Annotated in this window: 20 protein-coding genes and 1 tRNA gene; 12 read left to right on the plus strand and 9 right to left on the minus strand. The window is 67.5% G+C overall.

Annotated elements, in window-relative coordinates; translation table 11 throughout:
- The first annotated feature begins 132 nt into the window (after window positions 1-132).
- Window positions 133-813 carry a phosphate signaling complex protein PhoU gene (gene phoU / locus NDI86_RS15425; protein WP_310901333.1) on the plus strand — a complete coding sequence of 227 codons (681 nt, stop codon included), beginning with the start codon at window positions 133-135 and terminating at the stop codon, window positions 811-813.
- Window positions 814-1,116: 303 nt separating this feature from the next.
- Window positions 1,117-1,368: a hypothetical protein gene (locus NDI86_RS15430; protein ID WP_310901334.1), complete on the plus strand. Its 252-nt coding sequence runs from the start codon at window positions 1,117-1,119 to the stop codon at window positions 1,366-1,368.
- Window positions 1,369-1,420: 52 nt separating this feature from the next.
- Here the strand turns inward: NDI86_RS15430 and radB are convergent, their stop codons facing one another.
- Both radB and NDI86_RS15440 read right to left on the minus strand, forming a co-directional pair.
- A complete protein-coding gene (gene radB, locus NDI86_RS15435) occupies window positions 1,421-2,140 on the minus strand; it encodes a DNA repair and recombination protein RadB (protein WP_310901335.1) in 720 nt (239 codons plus the stop codon).
- A 45-nt stretch (window positions 2,141-2,185) separates the two neighbouring features.
- The gene (locus NDI86_RS15440; protein WP_310901336.1) at window positions 2,186-3,028 is read right to left on the minus strand and encodes a hypothetical protein; all 843 of its coding nucleotides are present in this window, start codon (window positions 3,026-3,028) and stop codon (window positions 2,186-2,188) included.
- A 117-nt stretch (window positions 3,029-3,145) separates the two neighbouring features.
- Between NDI86_RS15440 and NDI86_RS15445 the strand changes: the two genes are divergently transcribed.
- Window positions 3,146-3,952: a hypothetical protein gene (locus tag NDI86_RS15445; protein ID WP_310901337.1), complete on the plus strand. Its 807-nt coding sequence runs from the start codon at window positions 3,146-3,148 to the stop codon at window positions 3,950-3,952.
- A 58-nt stretch (window positions 3,953-4,010) separates the two neighbouring features.
- Here the strand turns inward: NDI86_RS15445 and larC are convergent, their stop codons facing one another.
- Together larC and NDI86_RS15455 are read right to left on the minus strand one after the other, a co-directional pair.
- The gene (gene larC, locus NDI86_RS15450) at window positions 4,011-5,399 is read right to left on the minus strand and encodes a nickel pincer cofactor biosynthesis protein LarC (RefSeq protein ID WP_310901338.1); all 1,389 of its coding nucleotides are present in this window, start codon (window positions 5,397-5,399) and stop codon (window positions 4,011-4,013) included.
- Between the two features lie 116 nt (window positions 5,400-5,515).
- Window positions 5,516-5,932 (minus strand): universal stress protein, encoded by a 417-nt coding sequence (locus NDI86_RS15455; RefSeq protein ID WP_310901339.1) that lies wholly within the window; start codon window positions 5,930-5,932, stop codon window positions 5,516-5,518.
- 428 nt (window positions 5,933-6,360) lie between these two features.
- On the opposite strand from NDI86_RS15455, the gene NDI86_RS15460 reads away from it, so the two are divergent.
- Window positions 6,361-8,586 (plus strand): CDC48 family AAA ATPase, encoded by a 2,226-nt coding sequence (locus tag NDI86_RS15460; RefSeq protein WP_310901340.1) that lies wholly within the window; start codon window positions 6,361-6,363, stop codon window positions 8,584-8,586.
- 242 nt (window positions 8,587-8,828) lie between these two features.
- On the opposite strand, the gene NDI86_RS15465 is transcribed toward NDI86_RS15460, so the two are convergent.
- Window positions 8,829-9,212: a cupin domain-containing protein gene (locus tag NDI86_RS15465; RefSeq protein ID WP_310901341.1), complete on the minus strand. Its 384-nt coding sequence runs from the start codon at window positions 9,210-9,212 to the stop codon at window positions 8,829-8,831.
- A 271-nt stretch (window positions 9,213-9,483) separates the two neighbouring features.
- Here NDI86_RS15465 and NDI86_RS15470 point away from each other — a divergent pair, with 271 nt between their 5' ends.
- Window positions 9,484-10,095 (plus strand): twin-arginine translocation signal domain-containing protein, encoded by a 612-nt coding sequence (locus tag NDI86_RS15470; protein WP_310901342.1) that lies wholly within the window; start codon window positions 9,484-9,486, stop codon window positions 10,093-10,095.
- A gap of 293 nt (window positions 10,096-10,388) precedes the next feature.
- Window positions 10,389-10,661 carry a DUF8106 domain-containing protein gene (locus NDI86_RS15475; RefSeq protein ID WP_310901343.1) on the plus strand — a complete coding sequence of 91 codons (273 nt, stop codon included), beginning with the start codon at window positions 10,389-10,391 and terminating at the stop codon, window positions 10,659-10,661.
- Window positions 10,662-10,667: 6 nt separating this feature from the next.
- Here the strand turns inward: NDI86_RS15475 and NDI86_RS15480 are convergent, their stop codons facing one another.
- Complete coding sequence (locus NDI86_RS15480) at window positions 10,668-11,804, minus strand: CBS domain-containing protein (protein ID WP_310901344.1); 1,137 nt, start codon at window positions 11,802-11,804, stop codon at window positions 10,668-10,670.
- Window positions 11,805-11,911: 107 nt separating this feature from the next.
- Between NDI86_RS15480 and NDI86_RS15485 the strand changes: the two genes are divergently transcribed.
- Together NDI86_RS15485 and NDI86_RS15490 are read left to right on the plus strand one after the other, a co-directional pair.
- Window positions 11,912-12,211, plus strand: a complete 300-nt coding sequence (locus NDI86_RS15485) for a lycopene cyclase domain-containing protein (protein ID WP_310901345.1) — start codon at window positions 11,912-11,914, stop codon at window positions 12,209-12,211.
- 114 nt (window positions 12,212-12,325) lie between these two features.
- Entirely contained in the window at window positions 12,326-12,814 is a 489-nt protein-coding gene (locus NDI86_RS15490; RefSeq protein ID WP_310901346.1) for an HTH domain-containing protein, read from the plus strand.
- Here the strand turns inward: NDI86_RS15490 and NDI86_RS15495 are convergent.
- Both NDI86_RS15495 and NDI86_RS15500 read right to left on the minus strand, forming a co-directional pair.
- A complete protein-coding gene (locus tag NDI86_RS15495) occupies window positions 12,811-13,155 on the minus strand; it encodes a hypothetical protein (protein WP_310901347.1) in 345 nt (114 codons plus the stop codon). The genes NDI86_RS15490 and NDI86_RS15495 overlap by 4 nt on opposite strands.
- A gap of 373 nt (window positions 13,156-13,528) precedes the next feature.
- Window positions 13,529-13,603, minus strand: a tRNA-Val gene (locus tag NDI86_RS15500).
- A 174-nt stretch (window positions 13,604-13,777) separates the two neighbouring features.
- Here NDI86_RS15500 and trpD point away from each other — a divergent pair.
- The 4 genes from trpD to trpG are packed head-to-tail and all read left to right on the plus strand — an operon-like array spanning window position 13,778 to window position 17,722.
- Window positions 13,778-14,773: an anthranilate phosphoribosyltransferase gene (gene trpD, locus NDI86_RS15505; RefSeq protein WP_310901562.1), complete on the plus strand. Its 996-nt coding sequence runs from the start codon at window positions 13,778-13,780 to the stop codon at window positions 14,771-14,773.
- The gene (locus NDI86_RS15510) at window positions 14,770-15,477 is read left to right on the plus strand and encodes a phosphoribosylanthranilate isomerase (RefSeq protein WP_310901348.1); all 708 of its coding nucleotides are present in this window, start codon (window positions 14,770-14,772) and stop codon (window positions 15,475-15,477) included. Before trpD ends, NDI86_RS15510 begins: the two co-directional genes overlap by 4 nt.
- Window positions 15,474-17,108 (plus strand): anthranilate synthase component I, encoded by a 1,635-nt coding sequence (trpE, locus tag NDI86_RS15515; RefSeq protein ID WP_310901349.1) that lies wholly within the window; start codon window positions 15,474-15,476, stop codon window positions 17,106-17,108. Before NDI86_RS15510 ends, trpE begins: the two co-directional genes overlap by 4 nt.
- Window positions 17,105-17,722 carry an anthranilate synthase component II gene (gene trpG, locus NDI86_RS15520; RefSeq protein WP_310901350.1) on the plus strand — a complete coding sequence of 206 codons (618 nt, stop codon included), beginning with the start codon at window positions 17,105-17,107 and terminating at the stop codon, window positions 17,720-17,722. The genes trpE and trpG overlap by 4 nt, the downstream gene beginning before the upstream one ends.
- Here the strand turns inward: trpG and NDI86_RS15525 are convergent.
- Entirely contained in the window at window positions 17,719-17,907 is a 189-nt protein-coding gene (locus tag NDI86_RS15525) for a DUF8029 family protein (RefSeq protein ID WP_310901351.1), read from the minus strand. The two genes, trpG and NDI86_RS15525, sit on opposite strands and share 4 nt — an antisense overlap.
- Window positions 17,908-18,078: the final 171 nt, after the last annotated feature.

Consider the following 18,078-nt stretch of genomic DNA (forward strand, 5'->3'; position numbering starts at 1 on the left):
TTCGATTCCGGGGAAACGGCTCGCTCCGCTCGCCGTATGCTCTCCGTGACAGCTCTCTCGCCGCACCCCCGTCCGGCCGCCGATATTGAGTAAAGGGAAAGGCTGATACGGCCGGCCGGGAGAGTCCCGACAATGCCACGCGAATCGTACCAGGAACTCCTGGAGTCGCTCCGCGAGGACGTGCTCTACATGTCCGAACTCGTCCTCGACCGGCTGCGGCTGGGGCTGTCGGCTATCGAACAGAAAGACGAGGAGACGGCCTGGCAGGTCATCGAGGGCGACGACGAGATCAACCAGCTGTATCTGGACCTCGAACAGGACTGTATCGACCTGCTGGCGCTGCAACAGCCGGTCGCGTCGGACCTGCGTTTTATCGCCGCCTCGTTCAAGATTATCACCGACCTCGAACGCATCGGCGACCTGGCGACGAACCTCGGGGAGTACTCGCTCGAAGCGGAGCGGGACGTGTTCCCGGAGGTCGACATCCAGGACATCGCCGAGGTCGTCATCGAGATGGTCGAGGACGCGATGGACGCCTACGACACCGAGGACCCCGAACTGTGTTTCACTATCAGCGAGACCGACGACGTGGTCGACGACCGCTGTGAGGTCGCCTCGGAGACCGTCGTCCGGGACCTCATCGAGCGCGAAATCGACGCCGACTCCAGCGACTCGGACATCGAACAGCTGATGGCCGACGTCTCGCGGCTCCTGTTGACTATCAGGGACATCGAGCGGGTCGGCGACCACGCGGTCAACATCGCCGCCCGCACGCTGTACATGATAGAGAACGACGACGCGCTCATCTACTGAACCGTTTTCTGCGTCGCCCTTCCTCGCGGCGCTTCGCGCCGCCGTGGGAGGGCTCCTTGAAAAACGCTCACGAAAAAGGCCGAACTCGCGGCTGTGCCGCGAGTTCGGGGAAACGACTCGCTTCGCTCGCCGTACGTTCTCAGCGACAGCCACACCCTCCCCAGCCGACTGCGTTGCTCGCACAGTGCCGTCGCGCCACGGGGGTGCGACAGTGCGCGCCGGAGTCCAGTGGCGCCCAGACACCTCTATTGGACTCGGTTCTGTCGGCGTAACGAATATTCGTCAGGCGCCAGAGGGGACGGTATGCGACTGGACCGGACCGCGAAATTCGGGACCGTCGGAGCCGCAGGCGTCCTCCTCGTCGCGCTGACGACGGCCGGGTTGAGCGTGGTAGAGTGGAACAGCCGGATCACCGGGGCCGAAGGGAGCGCCCTCCAGACCATCGCGCTGGTCGTGGCCGGGGGTATCGCGGTGGCCGTCGTGTTCCTGTTCGTGGTCATCGGGGCCTATATCGACCGTGAACTGGCGGCGCGGGGACTCGACAGCGAGGACTAGACGAGTTCAGACCGGCCCCGATTCACTCCTGGCCGAACTCCACCAGTCCCTCTCAGTCCATGTTCCGCGTCGGCTCGGCGGTCTCTTCGCCGGCCAGCCCCGCGTTCGTGATGCGGAACTGAACGGTGTCGCCGGCGGGCTTGGCACGGTGTTTCTCCAGTGTGGCGCGGCGATTCCCGCCGCGGAAGCGGTCCAGTCGGAGGATGGCGCCCGACCAGTGGTTGAGCGTGTGACCGCCAAGCGCCGTCGAGCGGTCGCTGTCCGGGTCGGTAAAGACCTGGTTGGTGAAGACGACGGCGAGGTCGTGTTTCCGGGCCAGCGAGAGCAGGTGGGTAATCTGGCGGGCCACGTCGCGCAGGGTCTCGCCGTTGTCCCCGTCGTCCCGGCGCAGGCGATAGAAGCCGGTGGCGCTGTCCAGCACGACGAGTTCGACCTCCGGGGCGAACTCCGCGGCGTCCTGGACGGCCTCGGTCTGTTCGTCGTAGTCGTGTACGTCGGAGACGATGAGCCGGCCGGCGAGGTCGTCGACGGTCTGGGTGGTCCCCTCGGCGCGGCCCTCGGCGATCTGGGCCATCCGGTCGGGCGACAGTCCTTCGGTGTCGATGTAGAGGGCGGCGTCGCCGGCGGCGGCGACCTCGATGGCCGACGACAGCGCGAGATTCGTCTTGCCGGCCGCGGGCGGACCGTACACCTGCGTGACGGCGCCGCGTTCGAGCCCCCCACCGAGCAGCTCGTCGACCGGGCCACAGCCGGTCGGAACGTAGTCGCTCACGGGCGTGGGTTGGACGTATTCGGGTATAAACGCTCGCACCTGCGGTCAGCGTCGTGGCTCGCTCGCCCGGAGATACCGGGCGATAGCGTCCTCGACGGCGTCGGGGTCGTCGAGGTCCGCCAGCGCGAGGCGGATGTCGACGCGCCGCGGCCGGTGGAGGACGAGCGCGTCGCTCGTGCGGGTGTAGCCCGCGAACCGCGCCCACGACCACAGCCGACGCGCGACAGGCAGTCGCTGTTCGAGCCCGGCGGCACTTACCGTGTAGTGACGTTGCGCGGTCGAACTGTACAGCACGAGGGCGGCCGGGAACAGTATCTGCCCCGCCGACTGCAACAGCCAGCGGTCCGCGAGAAAGCCCACGGCGAAGCAGACGGCAGCGACGACGACGACGGCACCGACAGCGAGACCGAGGCGACGCCGGGCGGCGGCGGGCCAGCCAGCCTCGAACGTGGCGTCGGTCTCGACGCCGTCGAGCCTCGCGTCGGTGTGGCGAGTTCGGGCCATCACCCCGAGGACGAACCCCAGTACCAGCGCTCCCAGCCCGAAGAAGAACGCGAGTACTCCGACGACGCCGGTGGCCGCCAGGCTCGCGAACCCCCCGAGGGCGTACGGCACCGGGGCCGCTCCCGGGAGCCACCGGACCGGGGTCGACCCGAGCCGGACCGCCAGCCGGGGGCGGCGTGCGGCGGCCCGCCAGCCCAGGCCGGTTATGAGCGCGAGCGCGGTCACGGTCGTTCCGTACAGGAGACCGGGGGTTCGAACGCCGAGACGCGTCGCGGCGAGCAACACGACCGGGGTGCCCAGCAACGCGACGTAGGTTCCGACGAGCACGTCCCACAGCGGGTCGCCGGACCGCTCGGTGGCCGACGGGACAGCGGTGGGCGACATCGTCTCGGGTTCGTCACCGGGACAGAAAACGGTTTCCGCCGAACAGTCGCCGCTCGGCCTGTCTCCGCCGGGGTCAAATCCAGCAGCGGTAAGTGGTCGCCGGCCCAATCTCGGACAGTGATAGTCGTCGCCACGGACGATTTCGAGGTGTACCACGGCGTGGTCACGGAGCTACGCGACCGCGGCGTGGACTTCACCACCATCGAACCCGACGGCGAGTGGCCCGACGAGGCGGCCGTCGCCGTCGTCGCGGCCGGCGAGCGCGTCGAGATTCCCGACGGCGTCGACCTCGTACAGGCCGACCCGGAGCGGCCCCGGCGGGCGGTCGAGGCGGCAATCGACGCGCTGCGGGGCGAGACGGGACGCACCGTCGTCGGTATCGACCCCGGCGAGCGGCCGGGCGTCGCCGTCCTCCACGGCGAGACGGTCGTCGCGGCCTTCCAGGTGCCCGCCGCCGAGGCCGCCGACCTCGTGGCCCGGGAGGTCGAGGACGCCCCCGACCCACTCGTGCGCATCGGCGACGGCGCTCGACTGGTCGGCTCGCGCGTCATCGACGACATCGAGGACGTCCCCGTGGAACTGGTCGACGAGACCGGCACCACGCCGTATCTCGGCAGCGGCGCCCGCGGGATGGGCGACGTGCTGGCCGCCACGAACATCGCCCGCCGCGAGGGCGAGGAGATAACGAGTCGCGACATCGAGCCCACCGCCGGCGAACTCACTCGAATCAAGGACCGCTCGCGGGAGGAAAGCGAGACCAACCGCGCCATCGACGCCGACCTGGCCCGCCGGGTCGCCGCCGGCGAGTTGACCATCGAGGAGGCGCTGGCCGAACACGGCGGCGAGCCCAGTGAGACCCGACCGGGCCCGGCGCGGGGCGGTGACGCCGAGGGGGATAGCGGTCCGGACCCGACCGACCGCTGACCGGAGCGAGTGCGCCGGGCGAAGCCAGCAGCGGGCCGTCCCTACTCCAGTACCGCACTCACTCCCGTACCGCCTCTTCGGCCCGCCGGATGACCGCCCGGACGGGCAGGTCGGTGGCCGCTGCGACGGCCGCGGCGTCGTCGAACTCCGCGCTCACGTCGTACACCTCGCCGGCGGTGTCGCTGGCGACCTTCACCCCGACATCGTAGCTGGCGCCGTCGATGTCGAGCGCCGCGGTCTCGAAGCGCCGTTCGGCCACCCAGCGATGGCCCGCGCTCTGGGCCCGGATGCCCAGCGTCCCGGTCTCCTCGGCGAGTCGCCGCGCGACCCGGTCGGCGTCTCCGGGCTTGCAGATGACCTTCACCAGGTGGCCCGGCCGGGACTTCTTCATCGTCAGCGGGACTATCGAGACGTCGCGTGCACCGGCCTCGGACAGGGACCGCTGGAGGTCGCCCAGCACTTCGGGCGGCGCGTCGTCGAGGTTCGTCTCCAGCACCGTGATGTCGTCCCGTCGGAGCCCGCCAGCGCCGTCGCCGACCATCGCCCGAAGCACGTTGGGGTGGTCGGCGAACTCGCGGGCGCCGGCGCCGTAGCCCGACCTGTCGACGGTCAGCGACGGGAGTCGGTCGACCCCTTCGGCGACGTGTGCGAGGATGGCCGCGCCCGTCGGCGTCAGTAGCTCGGTGTCGACGGGGCCGCCCCGCAGCGCCCAGTCGGCCCGCTCGGCGATTTCGACCACGGCCGGCGTCGGTACCGGGTAGGTCCCGTGACTCATCGAGACGGTGCCGCCGCCGGCCGACAGCGGCGTCGTCACCACGCGCTCGACGTCGAGGTCCACGAGCAGTAGCGCCGCCCCGACCACGTCCGCGATGGCGTCGTCGGCCCCCACCTCGTGGAAGTGCGTCTCGTCGAGGTCGGTGCCGTGGACGGCGGCCTCCGCTTCCCCGAGAATCTCGAAGATGGCGAGCGCGTCCGCTTCGACCCGGTCGGGGAGAGCCATTCCGTCGACGATGTCGACGACCTCCGGGTACGTCCGGTGTGGGCCGTGGCCCTCGGCGTGGGTGTGTTCGTGGCCGTGACTCTGGTCGCCGTGGGTGTGTTCGTGGCCGTGACTCTGGTCGCCGTGGGTGTGTTCGTGGCCGTGACTCTGGTCGCCGTGGGTGTGTTCGTGGCCGTGTTCCCCGTCACTGTGACCGTGGTCGTGACTGTGTTCGCCGCTCCCGTGTTCATCGTCCCCCTCACCGCCGTCCGTCGTCGGGTCGGTCAGCAACACCTCGACGCCCGCGGCGCCGATACCGTTCCGGTCGACCGTCGAGACGACGTATTCGACATCGAGCGCCTGCTCTACTGGCCCGAGCGCGTCGCGGTCCGCGCCGGCGGAAAGGAGCGCCCCCAGAATCATGTCGCCGGCCGCGCCCATCCGGCCGTCGAAAGCGAGTGTTCGCATACCCGACACTCGCTCTAGAGGCTGAAAAGTCTACCACACCGCAGGCTCGGCGAGCGATACTTCATCCAGCCCCGCGTTCTGGCTGTTGACAACCGCGTACGTAGATACGACTCGTCCTAGGTTCGGCGGACGATGTGGACGTCGTAGGCGTCGGCGTCGTCCAGTTCCGAGATGGGGACGACGACGTCGTCGGTGTCGGCACTGCCCAAGAACACTACTTCGGCCGCGACGTCGCGGGCCACCCGACGGATGGTCTCGGAGAGCTCGTTGGCCGAGTAGGCGCTGACGTCCTCGTAGTTGAGTTCGGCGTCGTCGGTCGCCTCCTCTATCTTCCGGCGGAGGTCGTTCGCGGCGGTCTCGGCGGCGAAGTCCTCGGTTGGGTCGACGCGGAGGCGGCGAACGGCGTAGTCCGCCCCGGTCGGGACGAGACTGACCGCGACCACGTCGGTGTCCAGCGCGGCCGCGTACTCGACCGCGCGGTCGAGGGCGGCGTCGGCGAGCGGCGAACCGTCGAAGGGGACGAGAAATGCCATACCGCCGCTTTCGGTGCCAGCCTTATCAAACGCGGCGGTGGCGGCAGTCCGTGGCGGCTTTCGTATCAGTTCGTGGTGCGGTCGTTCCGTGAGACGGAAACGTCGTTCGACAGTACTTTACTGAAAACTTTCATATATCGCGCAACGTCGTTATCCACGGGAGCGAACGTCCGGACCGTCGCCCACTGTGTCCACGCCGAGGGTGTCGTCCCACCCGGCGACACGAACGTGGCGCTGGCTGTCGACTGCTTCCGGCGGCCACCGCGGGGCCTACGCAATCGGGCGTCAACTGCCGGTAGCTGGCCCGAATCTGCGGTAGACGTGACGTGTGATAGCAGTGCGCATATAAACCCGTCGCTGCTCGCCGCGCCCGCCGGTAGCATAAAGCATATCTCTCGCGGTGACGGACCCTTTGGTAGTCTCACTCTATGAACGAAGTGCAACTAGAAGTGGCGAAAGCGTACCCGAACGACTCGGGTCGTGGCATCGCCCGTCTTGACCCCGATACGTTGTTGCATCTCAAGCTCTCGCCCGGTGATATCATCGAAATCGAGGGTAGCGATACGACGGCTGCGAAGGTGTGGCGTGCGGACCGGCAGGACTGGAACACGGACACGGTTCGAATCGACGGGTTCACGCGACAGAACGCCGACGTGGGTATCGGCGAACGGGTCACCATCAGGAAAGCGGAGGCGGAGAAGGCCGACAAGCTCGTGCTGGCGCCGCCGGAGGAGGCGTCGGTGCAGTTCGGCTCGGACGCGGCCGGCATGGTCAAACGCCAGATTCTGAAGCGACCGGTCGTCGAGCGCGACATCGTCCCCGTGATGAGCTCGACCAACCATCCCTTCATGCGCTCGCCCGGACAGGCCATCCCGCTCATCGCGGTCGAGACCGAACCGGAAGGCGTCTGCCTCATCACCGAGGACACCGAAGTGGAACTCCGCGAAGAGCCCATCTCGGGCTTCGAGAAGACCGGCGGCGGCATCACCTACGAGGACATCGGCGGCCTGCAAAACGAGATTCAGCGGGTGCGCGAGATGGTCGAACTGCCGATGAAACACCCCCAGATATTCAAGAAGCTCGGCATCGAGCCGCCACAGGGGGTCCTGCTGCACGGCCCGCCGGGCACGGGGAAGACCCTGCTCGCGAAGGCCGTCGCCAACGAGACCTCCGCCAGTTTCTTCTCTATCGCGGGGCCGGAGATAATCTCGAAGTACTACGGCGAATCGGAACAGCAGTTACGCGAGATATTCGAGGACGCCAGCGAGGAGTCGCCGGCCATCATCTTCATCGACGAGCTGGACTCCATCGCGCCCAAGCGCGAGGACGTGACCGGCGAGGTCGAGCGCCGCGTCGTCGCCCAGCTCCTGACCATGATGGACGGGCTGGAATCTCGGGGGCAGGTCATCGTCATCGCCGCGACCAACCGCGTCGACAGCGTCGACCCCGCGCTCCGTCGCCCGGGCCGGTTCGACCGCGAAATCGAGATCGGCGTGCCGGACGAGGTGGGCCGCGAGGAGATTCTCCAGATTCACACCCGCGGGATGCCCCTCTCCGACGACGTGACCCTCTCGAAACTGGCCACCGACACCCACGGTTTCGTCGGCGCCGACATCGAGAGTCTGACCAAGGAGGCCGCGATGAAGGCCCTGCGCCGGTACCTCCCCGAAATAGACCTAGACGAGGAGGACATCCCGCCGAGCCTCATCGACCGGATGATAATCAAGCGCGAGGACTTCAAGGGCGCGCTCAACGAGGTGAGTCCGAGCGCGATGCGGGAGGTGCTGGTCGAGCTCCCGAAGATGTCCTGGGACAGCGTCGGCGGGCTCAACGAGGCCAAAGAGCAGGTCCAGGAGGCCGTCGAGTGGCCGATGAACAGCCCCGAGAAGTTCGAGCGCATGGGCGTCACGCCACCGTCGGGTGTCCTGCTCTACGGCCCGCCCGGGACCGGCAAGACGCTGATGGCGAAAGCCGTCGCCAACGAGACCGACGCCAACTTCATCAGTGTGCGTGGCCCGCAACTGCTCTCGAAGTGGGTCGGCGAGTCGGAGAAGGCCATCCGCCAGACCTTCCGGAAGGCCCGGCAGGTCGCGCCCACGGTCATCTTCTTCGACGAACTCGACTCCCTGGCGCCGGGCCGGGGCGGCGAGATGGGGTCGAACGTCTCGGAACGGGTCGTCAACCAGCTCCTGACCGAACTCGACGGGCTCGAAGAGATGGAGGACGTGATGGTCATCGGCGCGACCAACCGCCCCGATATGATAGACCCCGCGCTCATCCGCTCGGGCCGGTTCGACCGCCTCGTGATGATCGGCGAGCCAGACGTCGACGGCCGCGAGCAGATTCTCCGCATCCACACCGAGGACACGCCGCTGGCCCCCGACGTGAGCCTGCGCGAACTCGCCGAGCGTTCGGGCGGGTTCGTCGGCTCGGACCTCGAGTCCATCGCTCGCGAGGCCGCCATCGAGGCCCTGCGCGAGGCCGACGACGCCGAGGAAGTCGAGATGCGCCACTTCCGCCAGGCCATGGAGAGCGTCCGGCCGACGATTACCGACGACATCCGCGACTACTACGAGCAGATGCAAGAGGAGTTCAAGGGCGGTTCCAGCCCGCAGCGGACGCCGGGCGGGAGCGGCCGTATCGGCTTCCAATGAACCTTTTTGCGGCTCGGGTGGCCTGTGGCCACCTCTCGCCGCAAAAACGTTCGTGAAAAAGGCGGGAATCTCACTCCGTTCGATTCCCGTGAAACGGCTCGCTTCGCCCGCCGTATGCCGATTTCTGCAGCCCTGCCCGTCCCCGGTTCGCGGCACGGAGGCCGCTCACGGCCGGACGGCCGTTCAGTTCGGAGAAATCAGTTCGTATCCCGACATGGGCGGCGCTCTCGGCCCGCGCCCGCTCACTCCATCTTCGCGGCCATGTGGTCGAAGACGTCCCGGTGGTCCTCCTGCGGGCTGAACAGGACGACCTCGGTGTCTTGCTCGGCGACGGCGGTGTGGCCCGGCGGCCAGTAGACAACGTCGCCGCCGCGGTCGGTCTCCTCGCTGCCGTCGGTGTAGGAGATGGTTATCTCGCCGTCGATGACGTAGCCCCAGTGGGGCACCGGGCAGTGGTCGTCCGGGAGCCCCTCCAGAAGCGGGCTGATGTCCGTCCCGGCGGCGAAGTGCATGTGTTCGGCGCTCAGCGTCGTGTCAGCGGAGAGGTCGCCAAAGTCAGGTTGTTGCTGGACGACCGCGTCCGGCGTCTCCATCAGTGTCGGGAGGTCCTCTTTGGTCGCGTGCATCGTGTGTCACCAGTGGTACCGTACGGCACGGTCGGTCAAAGCTCGATAGTACCAGTTGCTGGTCGGTGACGGGGCCGACACGTGCCCGATACTCCACGATGGTGCCGCCGATGGCAACTGCAACGTAGCCGCTGTGGTGGTGTCGCTGGCAGCGCACGTCTTCCGGCCGATATCACCGGTCCCGCCGTCGTCACCTCCCGTCTGGCGGGTGGCATCTGCAGGGCCAGCGCTCACCCCGAAAACTCCGCTACGGAGGGACGGAGGAACCATTATGAGCGATGACACGAACACCTCACTGCTGAACAGACTCTCCGACTCCAGACGCGACTTCCTGAAGAAGGGCGCGCTCGCGTCGGGCGGACTCCTGCTTGGAGCGTCCGGAACTGCGACGGCACAGCAGGACGACGACGACGGTATCCTCGGCGAGGGGTGGCAGGGACTCATCTTCATCCAGAACTTCCAACCCAACGCCCGATTCGCCTTCGTCTCCGACGTCATCAACTGGGTGCCGAACTACCCCGACGTCCGTGATAGCGCCTACACGGACTACAACACGTACCACATTCGGTGGCAGAACACGGGCGAGGTCGTCCCGCTGTTCGTCGCCGAAGACGCACCCATCGGCGACTACGACGAGGGTCTCGGGTTCATTCCGGACGACCAGGGCGACTCGGACCAGCCCCAGTTGTACCAGATGAACCAGGAGTACTCGCCGCTTGGCGACAACGAACAGCTCATCGCGGTCAACGTCAACGAGGTCTCCGAAGAGGACCAGGACGATATCCTCGACGACGACGGCTGGTGGCAGGACGACGACGTGAGCCTCGGGACCGGCAACGGCACGTCGAACGGGAACGACACGTTCAACAACACGACGAGCTGAGGCTGACACCTCGGCGCGTGTCTGCCGACGACCAGCGGCCTCCGGTCCGGCTACTCTCGGCCCGACCGCCGCTGTGTATATATAGCTCTCTATTCTGGATGGATGTTTCTCATCTACCCTCATTGTTGACTGGAAAAACACTTTTCACGGTGGAAACGAAACGGCCGGATACAGTATGATTCGTGACCCGTCCGCGGTCGGTGCCGCCGATACCGACCCCCCGGTCTCGCTCGTGGCGCCGGTCGACCCGGCCGCCACGGCATCGTGAGCGAGGCGATTTCCGCTCCAATCCAATGACTACTGACACCCAACCAGCCGACAGTACGGCGAAAAGCACGCTCTTCTGTCCGGAGTGTGGCTACCGCAGTCGGTGTGACGGCGACTGGACGCGAGCGCGGAGCGGGCGGACCGTCCACTACAGCTGTCCGGACTGTCACGCGGAGATTACGGCCCGCCCTGCGTCGGCCGAACCGGAGCCAAATCCCGTCACCGGGTTCTGGACCCGCTGGACCAACAGCGTCCGCGCGTGGCAGGCCGCCTGGCTGAAGACGCTTCTCCGGGTCTGAGCCCGACTACAGCTCGCCGAGCTTGCGGAGGAGCTGCCCGCGGTACTCCTCGTCGGCCTGGACGCCCTTGCGTTCGAGGACGTTGCGCTCCAGCTTATCGAGCGCGACGTTGAACGCCATCTCGGCGCCGTACCCCTCGCCGGAGCCGGCCGCCTGACCCTTGTTGGTCCGCAGGCGAATCTGACACTGGATGAGCGGGGTGCCACGGAGCTTCTCCTTGTGCTCGTGGAAGCGGACGTGGGCGTGCTGGACCTGCATCGCCTGGTACTTGTCGGCCACCTCGCTGATGTCGGCGCGGATGTCCTCGCGGGAGATGGTGTCCAGCAGAGAGATGTTGGTTATCTGGACGTCCATGTGTTCCTCCTCGGTGTAGGTCAGCGCCCGGAGCACGTCGGTCTTGGTGACGATGCCGATGACGTGGTCCACGTCGTCGGTCACCACGAGGCCGGCGAAGTCGTACTCCAGCATCCGGGAGACGGCGTCGCGCACCGAGTCGTTCAGTTCGGCCGTCTCGACGGGGCTGTTCATCACGTCGTAGACGGGCATATCGAGGACCCGCTCTATCTCGCCCGCTCGGTCGCCCGTCGTGGCCTTGTCCATGTCTCTGACCACGACGTCGACGATGTCGTGGCGGGTGACCATCCCGGTGAGGCCGTCGGTGTCGTCGAGCACCGGCAGCCGGGAGATGCTGTGTTTCCGCAGGAGGTTGACGACCTGGCCGACGTTGGTGTCCTCCCTGACGGTGATGACGTCCTCCGTGTAGATCTGCTCGATGGTCAGCGCGTCGAGGTTCTCGACGACCGCCTCCAGGATGGCGTCCTCGGTGATGATACCCCAGAGTTCGTCGCTCTGGAACACCGGGGCCACCTTCGTCCCGCCCTCGACGAGGACGCGGGCGACCTTGCGCACGTCGGCCGTCCGCTCGACCTTCGGCGCCGAGCGTACCATCGCCCCCGCCTTCGCGTCGTCCTCGACGTGGGACTGCACCAACTGCTTCTGCGTGATGACGCCGGCGTACTCGCCGTCCTCGGTGACGATGATGCCCTTCGGGTTCTCCCGCTCGAAGATGGCACGCACCTTCCCGAGTCGCTTGTTGGCGTCGACCTCGACAAACTCTCTCGTGGCAATGTCAGAAATATCCATCGTGCTTCCCACGCGGAGATAGCACGTGAAGGGTTATCAAGGTTGGTTTAGTTCCCACCGTCTGGGGTCGGGGACAACGTTTAGGAGGGCCGAGCCGTCTGTGGGATATGCTCCCCGACATCGGCGTGTTCGGTCCCTACACCTACCTGGTCACGGAGGTCGTCTGGGGGGCCGTCGCGCTGGCGCTGCTGTGGCGGGCCGACGCGCTGCGGACGGCCGCCAAGACAATCGTCGCGCTCTACCCCGTCGCGTACGTCTGGGACTGGTACACCCTCGAAGTGGGCGTCTTCGCCATCGAACTGCGGACCGGTGTCGACCTGCTCGGCATCCCCATCGAGGAACACATCTTCATGGTCGTCGTCCCCGCACTCGTCATCGGACTCCACGAGACACTCCACGCCGAGTAAGGGTGTGGTCGGTCGTCCCTTTCCAGTCAGGTTCTAGGTGATTATATCCCCCCGACGGGTCCATACACCCCCCAGGGAACGTATTTGTAGTTCTACCCGCATTTCTCGGGTACCATGACCCAGACCGAACCCTACATCGAACTGTACGTCCGCTCGATGCTCCCCGACGGCGCCGGGGCCCGCCAGGAGCGCGTCATCGACGAACTCGACGAACTGGAGCGCCGCGAGGAGATAGCGGGCTACAACGTCGTCGTCTGGGGCAAGCAGATAGCCCCCGAGTCCGCCGCCGCCGCCACGGAGGCGGGCCGCTACATCTGCAACCGCGTCGCCGAGTTCAAACAGTGGGCCCTCTCGAACAACGTCTCGCTCGAATCGTTCTACCAGCGGACCACCGTCGACTCGGAGGCCACCGAATCGGCCTCCGAGGCGATGGTCCTCCCGGTGATGGGGCTGGCCGAGTACGACGGGGCGGAACTGGCACACGTCGCGCCGTGTACGAAGGGCGAGGACGTCCACACTATCACCGACCGACTGGACCGTCTGGAAGCCGGTGACCCCTCCGCGCTCGAACAGCGGACGGCGACCCCGATTTCCTCCGACTAGAGCGACCGGGCGTACGGCCCGACGTCTTCGTCGTCTTCGAGGGACTCGATTACGTCGCCCGCCTCGACGGCGAGTTCGTAGGCCGGGCGCCCCTTCCCGACCGCGTCCTCCGTCTCCGCTTTGGCGAGCAGGCCCGCCTCCGCCAGGTTCCCCAGTGCCGAGATGACCTCCTGGCGCTCGATGCCGCCGAAGGGCGGCCGGTCGAGCACGTCCATACGTGCCTTCGCCGTCTCGGTCACGTCGTAGGAGTGAGTCGGCGTCTCGCCGTCGGCCGACAGCTCTACGACCGACAGCAACACGAACTGCTCGAACGACTGGACCGAACCGAGTGCCTGGTTCATACCTAAATGTTCGCTGGCCGGTGTAAGAAGCTACTGAAACTGTCCGGAATTGCGGGCCTTCATACGGGAAGGCGGGACCAATCCGGCCCGGAGATGGACCGCCGCTACGGGGACGCCGAGTTCCGCCGGCGACGGTACGTCGGGGCGGGCCAGTCGGCGAGCGACATCGCGGCGGCGGGTCGATAACTCGACGTTCACCACCGGGTTCCTGTCCGATAGGTCACAATGTGGGGCTGTCCTATCGGGACGCCCACGCATTGAGGAACGTTGTCACTTGCTGGCGAACTCGTCATTCAGACACCCCTGGGACGACGCCAGAGCCCGCATAATCCGAGATCCCTCTACCAGAACTTCGCGTTCGGAATTTGAAAAATGGGTTCGGGCGGATTTGAACCGCCGGCCTCCTCCATGTCAAGGAGGTGTCATAACCGACCTAGACCACGAACCCTCGCTGGCTTGCAATCAATGGTTGCCGGGGGGTATAATTGAAGGTTTCGAATTCCGGACCCGCACGGCGTCTGTTGGTTCGGCCCACACTCGCCGTCGGCCCCGGAGCCCGATAGGCTTAAGTCAGTGTGCAGATTTGTACATTACAACACGAAAAAGACCATTGGTGAGCACAATGCAGGCATACATCGAGCGCGTTACGGACGGCGAGGACCTGACACAGGACGAGGCACGCGAGGTCGCGCGGCTCGTCTTCGAAGAGGCGACGGAGGCCCAGATAGGGGCGCTGCTGTCGGCGCTGCGGGCCAAAGGCGAGACGGAGGCCGAGATAGCGGGCTTCGCCGAAGGGATGCGCGACGCGGCCCGGACCATCCAGCCCGACCGCGAGGGGCTGGTCGATACGTGTGGCACGGGCGGCGACGACTACGACACCATCAACGTCTCGACGACCAGCGCCATCGTCGCGGCGGGGGCGGGCGTCCCCATCGCGAAACACGGCAACTACTCGGTCTCCTCGTCGTCGGGCAGCGCCGACGTACTGGAGGTCGCGGGGGTCGACGTCGACGCGGAACCGCCGGCCGTCGAGGCACGCATCGAGCGGGACGGTATCGGCTTCATGCTCGCGCCCGTCTTCCACCCGGCGATGAAGGCCGTCATCGGCCCGCGCCAGGAACTGGGGATGCGCACCGTCTTCAACATCCTCGGGCCGCTGACCAACCCAGCGGGCGCTCACGCGCAGGTGCTGGGGGTGTACGACCCGGACCTCGTCCCGGTGCTCGCGGAGGCGCTGGCCCGCCTCGACGTCGAGCGGGCGCTCGTCGTCCACGGCAGCGGGCTGGACGAAATCGCCATCCACGACGCGACCACGGTGGCCGAGGTCACCGGTGACTCCATCTCGGAGTACACCGTCACGCCCGCAGACATGGGGCTCGACCGGGCCAGCATCGACGCCGTCGCCGGTGGCTCCCCCGAGGACAACGCCGCGGACCTCCGGGGCATCGTCTCCGGCGAGGTCACCGGCGCGAAGCGGGATATCATCCTCGCGAACGCGGGTGCGGCCATCTACGTCGCCGGCGTCGCAGAGAGCCACGCGGCCGGCGTCGACCACGCTCGGGAGGCCATCGAGTCGGGCGACGCCGCCGCGAAGCTGGAGGACCTGATTTCGGCATGACGCGGGTGAAAGTCTGTGGCGTCACCAGCGCCGCGGACCGCGACGCCGTCGTCGCGGCCGGTGCCGACGCCGTCGGCGTCATCCACGGGGTCCCGGTCGACACCCCTCGCGAAGTCGATGGGGCCACCGCCGAGTCGCTGGTCGCCGGCGTCCCGCCGCTCGTGACCAGCGTCCTGGTGACGATGCCGACGACCGTCCAGCAGGCGGTCAACCGCGTCGACGAAATCGAGCCCGACGCCGTCCAAGTCCACGACGGGCTCGAACCCGCGGAACTGGGCGCGCTCTCCCGCAGGGTCACCCAGCAAATCGTCGCCGTGGTCGACGCCGCGGCCGACGACATCGAGGCCTACGCCGACCACGCCGACGCCGTGCTCGTGGATTCGGTCGACGCCGACGGCGCGGGCGGCACCGGCGAGACGCACGACTGGGAGCGCACCGCCGAACTCGTCGACGCACTGGACGTTCCGGTCGTGCTTGCCGGCGGGCTCACGCCCGACAACGTCGCCGAGGCGGTCCGAACGGTCGGGCCGTTCGCCGTCGACACCGCCAGCGGCGTTGAGCGGGCCCCGGACGACCGCGATGCTCGTCGCGGAGCGGAGCGAAACGACGGCGTCGAATCGAGCGGCGGCCTGAAGGACCACGACGCCGTTCGCGCCTTCGTCGCGAACGCCACCGGGGCGACGGCGGGGGAGGTATCGGCGTGACGCTCGATGTCTCCCGCGAGTCGTTTATCGAGTACGCCGAGGCCGACCGGCCGGTCGTGGTTCGGGCCGCGGCCCAACTCGCCGTCGACGTCGAACCACTGGCCGCCTACGCCGCCCTCTCCGGCCGGACCAGCGACGCCACCGAGAGCGACTACACCTTCCTCTTAGAGAGTGCCGAGAAGGTCGCCTCCAGCGACCCCGACGGCGCCTTCGCGCCGGAGACGGACGACCGCCACGCCAGATTTTCCTTCGTGGGCTACGACCCGCGAGCGGTCGTGACGGTCACGGGCGACGACAGCGAGGTCGAGGTGTTCGACGACCGCTACGCCGACCTCGTGACCACCAACGGCGGCGACGTGGTCGACGACCTGCGGGCGGCGATGCCCGACGTCGAACTGCGCGGGTTCCCCGAGATGGACCGCCAGCACTTAGACGGGGGACTGGTCGGCTTTCTCGGCTACGACGCCGTCTACGACCTCTGGCTCGACGAGGTCGGGATGGAGCGACCGGAGTCGCGGTTCCCGGACGCGCAGTTCGTCCTGAGCACGTCGACGCTGCGGTTCGACCACGCACAGGGGGCCGTCGAACTCGTCTTTACCCCCGTCGTCCGGGCCGACGAGGACGCCGGCGACCGGTACGACGAACTCCTCGCGGAGGCCGAGCGCGTCGAGGCGGCGCTGACCGGGGCCGACGAACTCTCGACCGGCGGGTTCGCCCGTGTGGCCGAGGTGGCCGGGCCGAAAGACGAGTACGAGGACGCCGTCGCCCGCGCCAAGGAGTACGTCCTCTCGGGCGACATCTACCAGGGCGTCATCTCCCGGACTCGCGAGCTATACGGCGACGTTGACCCGCTGGGACTGTACGCGGCGCTCCGGGAGGTCAACCCCTCGCCGTACATGTACCTGCTGGGCTACGACGACCTGAGCATCGTCGGGGCCAGTCCGGAGACGCTGGTCTCCGTGGCGGGCGACCGCGTCGTCTCGAACCCCATCGCGGGAACCTGCCCACGCGGGAACTCTCCCGTCGAGGACCGCCGACTGGCGGGCGAGATGCTCGCCGACGGGAAAGAGCGGGCCGAGCACACGATGCTCGTCGACCTGGCGCGAAACGACGTGCGCCGGGTCGCCGAGGCCGGGAGCGTCCGCGTCGAGGAGTTCATGAACGTCCTGAAGTACAGTCACGTCCAGCACATCGAGTCCACGGTGACGGGGCGACTCGCCGCGGACTGTGACGCCTTCGACGCCGCCCGGGCGACGTTCCCGGCGGGGACCCTGTCGGGCGCGCCCAAGATTCGCGCGATGGAGATTATCGACGAACTGGAGCGGTCGCCCCGCGGTCCCTACGGCGGCGGCGTCGGCTACTTCGACTGGGGCGGCGACACCGACTTCGCCATCGTCATCCGCTCGGCGACGGTCGAGGAAGGCGTTCCCCTGCCCGACGGCGACGACCCGGTCCACGACCGCATCACCGTCCAGGCCGGGGCCGGCATCGTCGCGGACTCGGACCCCGAGAGCGAGTACGTCGAGACCGAGCAGAAGATGGACGGCGTGCTGGCGGCCGTCGAACGCATCGAGCGCGAGGCCGGTGCGGTCGACGCGACCGTCGCCGAGGAACCGGAGGTGGGCCGATGAGCGCCGGGACCGCGGCCGACGCGGACGGCGACCAGCCCCGCGTCCTCTTCGTCGATAACTTCGACTCCTTTACCTACAACCTCGTCGAGTACGTCTCCGAACACGCCGAGACAGAGGTCGTTCGCAACACGGCCACGCTCGACGACGTACGGGCGTTCGACCCCGACGCCATCGTCATCTCGCCGGGACCGGGCCACCCGAAGAACGACCGCGACGTGGGCGTGACGATGGACGTGCTCCGCGAGGTGAGCCCCGACGTGCCGACGCTTGGCGTCTGTCTGGGTCTCGAAGCGGCCGTCTACGCCTACGGTGGTACCATCGGCCGTGCGCCCGAGCCTATCCACGGGAAGGCCTTCGCTATCGACCACGACGGCGAGGGCGTCTTCGCCGGACTGGACCAGGGACTACAGGGCGGGCGCTACCACTCGCTGGTCGCGACCGAGGTGCCCGACGAGTTCGTCGTCTCGGCGACCACCACGACGGCGGACGGCACCGAACTGGTGATGGGCGTGCGTCACCGCGACTACCCCATCGAGGCCGTCCAGTTCCACCCCGAGTCGGTGCTGACGGCCGTCGGCCACGACGTCATCGAGAACTTCCTCGCTGGGCTCTAGAACACGCCGAAACCGAGCAGGCCCAGCAGCCATATCACGCCGACGACGACGATACCGATGATGACCAGCCGCCACGCCACCTTCATGACCAGGCGGCCGACGAGCAGGACGATAGCTATCAGGACGAGGCCAGCGAGGACCGCCGGAACGGTGCCAATCCCACCGAGTTGCAACAGGCCGAGCATACTGCCTGTGACACACAGCGGACACAAATACTTCGTGGCTCCGACGCCGGTAGTGATTACGCTCCAGCGACTGAAACGAACCTGGGATGTCGGGCCCGAATGCGTCGCGTCAGCGCCCATCGCCACCTGTCGAGCGACCGTCACTGGGGCGCATCGCCCGACGGCGGTGGT

The organism is Haloarcula onubensis, assembly GCF_031624605.1.
GTDB lineage: Archaea > Halobacteriota > Halobacteria > Halobacteriales > Haloarculaceae > Haloarcula > Haloarcula onubensis.

Excerpts from the sequence above, each read along its gene's own strand:
- NDI86_RS15495 (WP_310901347.1), bottom strand. The coding sequence starts at position 13,155 with ATGAACCAGGCACTCGGTTCGGTCCAGTCGTTCGAGCAGTTCGTGTTG.
- NDI86_RS15525 (WP_310901351.1), bottom strand. The coding sequence starts at position 17,907 with ATGCTCGGCCTGTTGCAACTCGGTGGGATTGGCACCGTTCCGGCGGTC.
- NDI86_RS15430 (WP_310901334.1), top strand. The coding sequence starts at position 1,117 with ATGCGACTGGACCGGACCGCGAAATTCGGGACCGTCGGAGCCGCAGGC.
- NDI86_RS15480 (WP_310901344.1), bottom strand. The coding sequence starts at position 11,804 with ATGGATATTTCTGACATTGCCACGAGAGAGTTTGTCGAGGTCGACGCC.
- NDI86_RS15485 (WP_310901345.1), top strand. The coding sequence starts at position 11,912 with ATGCTCCCCGACATCGGCGTGTTCGGTCCCTACACCTACCTGGTCACG.
- NDI86_RS15455 (WP_310901339.1), bottom strand. The coding sequence starts at position 5,932 with ATGGCATTTCTCGTCCCCTTCGACGGTTCGCCGCTCGCCGACGCCGCC.
- trpG (WP_310901350.1), top strand. The coding sequence starts at position 17,105 with ATGAGCGCCGGGACCGCGGCCGACGCGGACGGCGACCAGCCCCGCGTC.
- NDI86_RS15490 (WP_310901346.1), top strand. The coding sequence starts at position 12,326 with ATGACCCAGACCGAACCCTACATCGAACTGTACGTCCGCTCGATGCTC.
- phoU (WP_310901333.1), top strand. The coding sequence starts at position 133 with ATGCCACGCGAATCGTACCAGGAACTCCTGGAGTCGCTCCGCGAGGAC.
- NDI86_RS15475 (WP_310901343.1), top strand. The coding sequence starts at position 10,389 with ATGACTACTGACACCCAACCAGCCGACAGTACGGCGAAAAGCACGCTC.
- larC (WP_310901338.1), bottom strand. The coding sequence starts at position 5,399 with ATGCGAACACTCGCTTTCGACGGCCGGATGGGCGCGGCCGGCGACATG.
- NDI86_RS15440 (WP_310901336.1), bottom strand. The coding sequence starts at position 3,028 with ATGTCGCCCACCGCTGTCCCGTCGGCCACCGAGCGGTCCGGCGACCCG.
- NDI86_RS15510 (WP_310901348.1), top strand. The coding sequence starts at position 14,770 with ATGACGCGGGTGAAAGTCTGTGGCGTCACCAGCGCCGCGGACCGCGAC.
- NDI86_RS15470 (WP_310901342.1), top strand. The coding sequence starts at position 9,484 with ATGAGCGATGACACGAACACCTCACTGCTGAACAGACTCTCCGACTCC.
- NDI86_RS15460 (WP_310901340.1), top strand. The coding sequence starts at position 6,361 with ATGAACGAAGTGCAACTAGAAGTGGCGAAAGCGTACCCGAACGACTCG.
- trpD (WP_310901562.1), top strand. The coding sequence starts at position 13,778 with ATGCAGGCATACATCGAGCGCGTTACGGACGGCGAGGACCTGACACAG.
- NDI86_RS15465 (WP_310901341.1), bottom strand. The coding sequence starts at position 9,212 with ATGCACGCGACCAAAGAGGACCTCCCGACACTGATGGAGACGCCGGAC.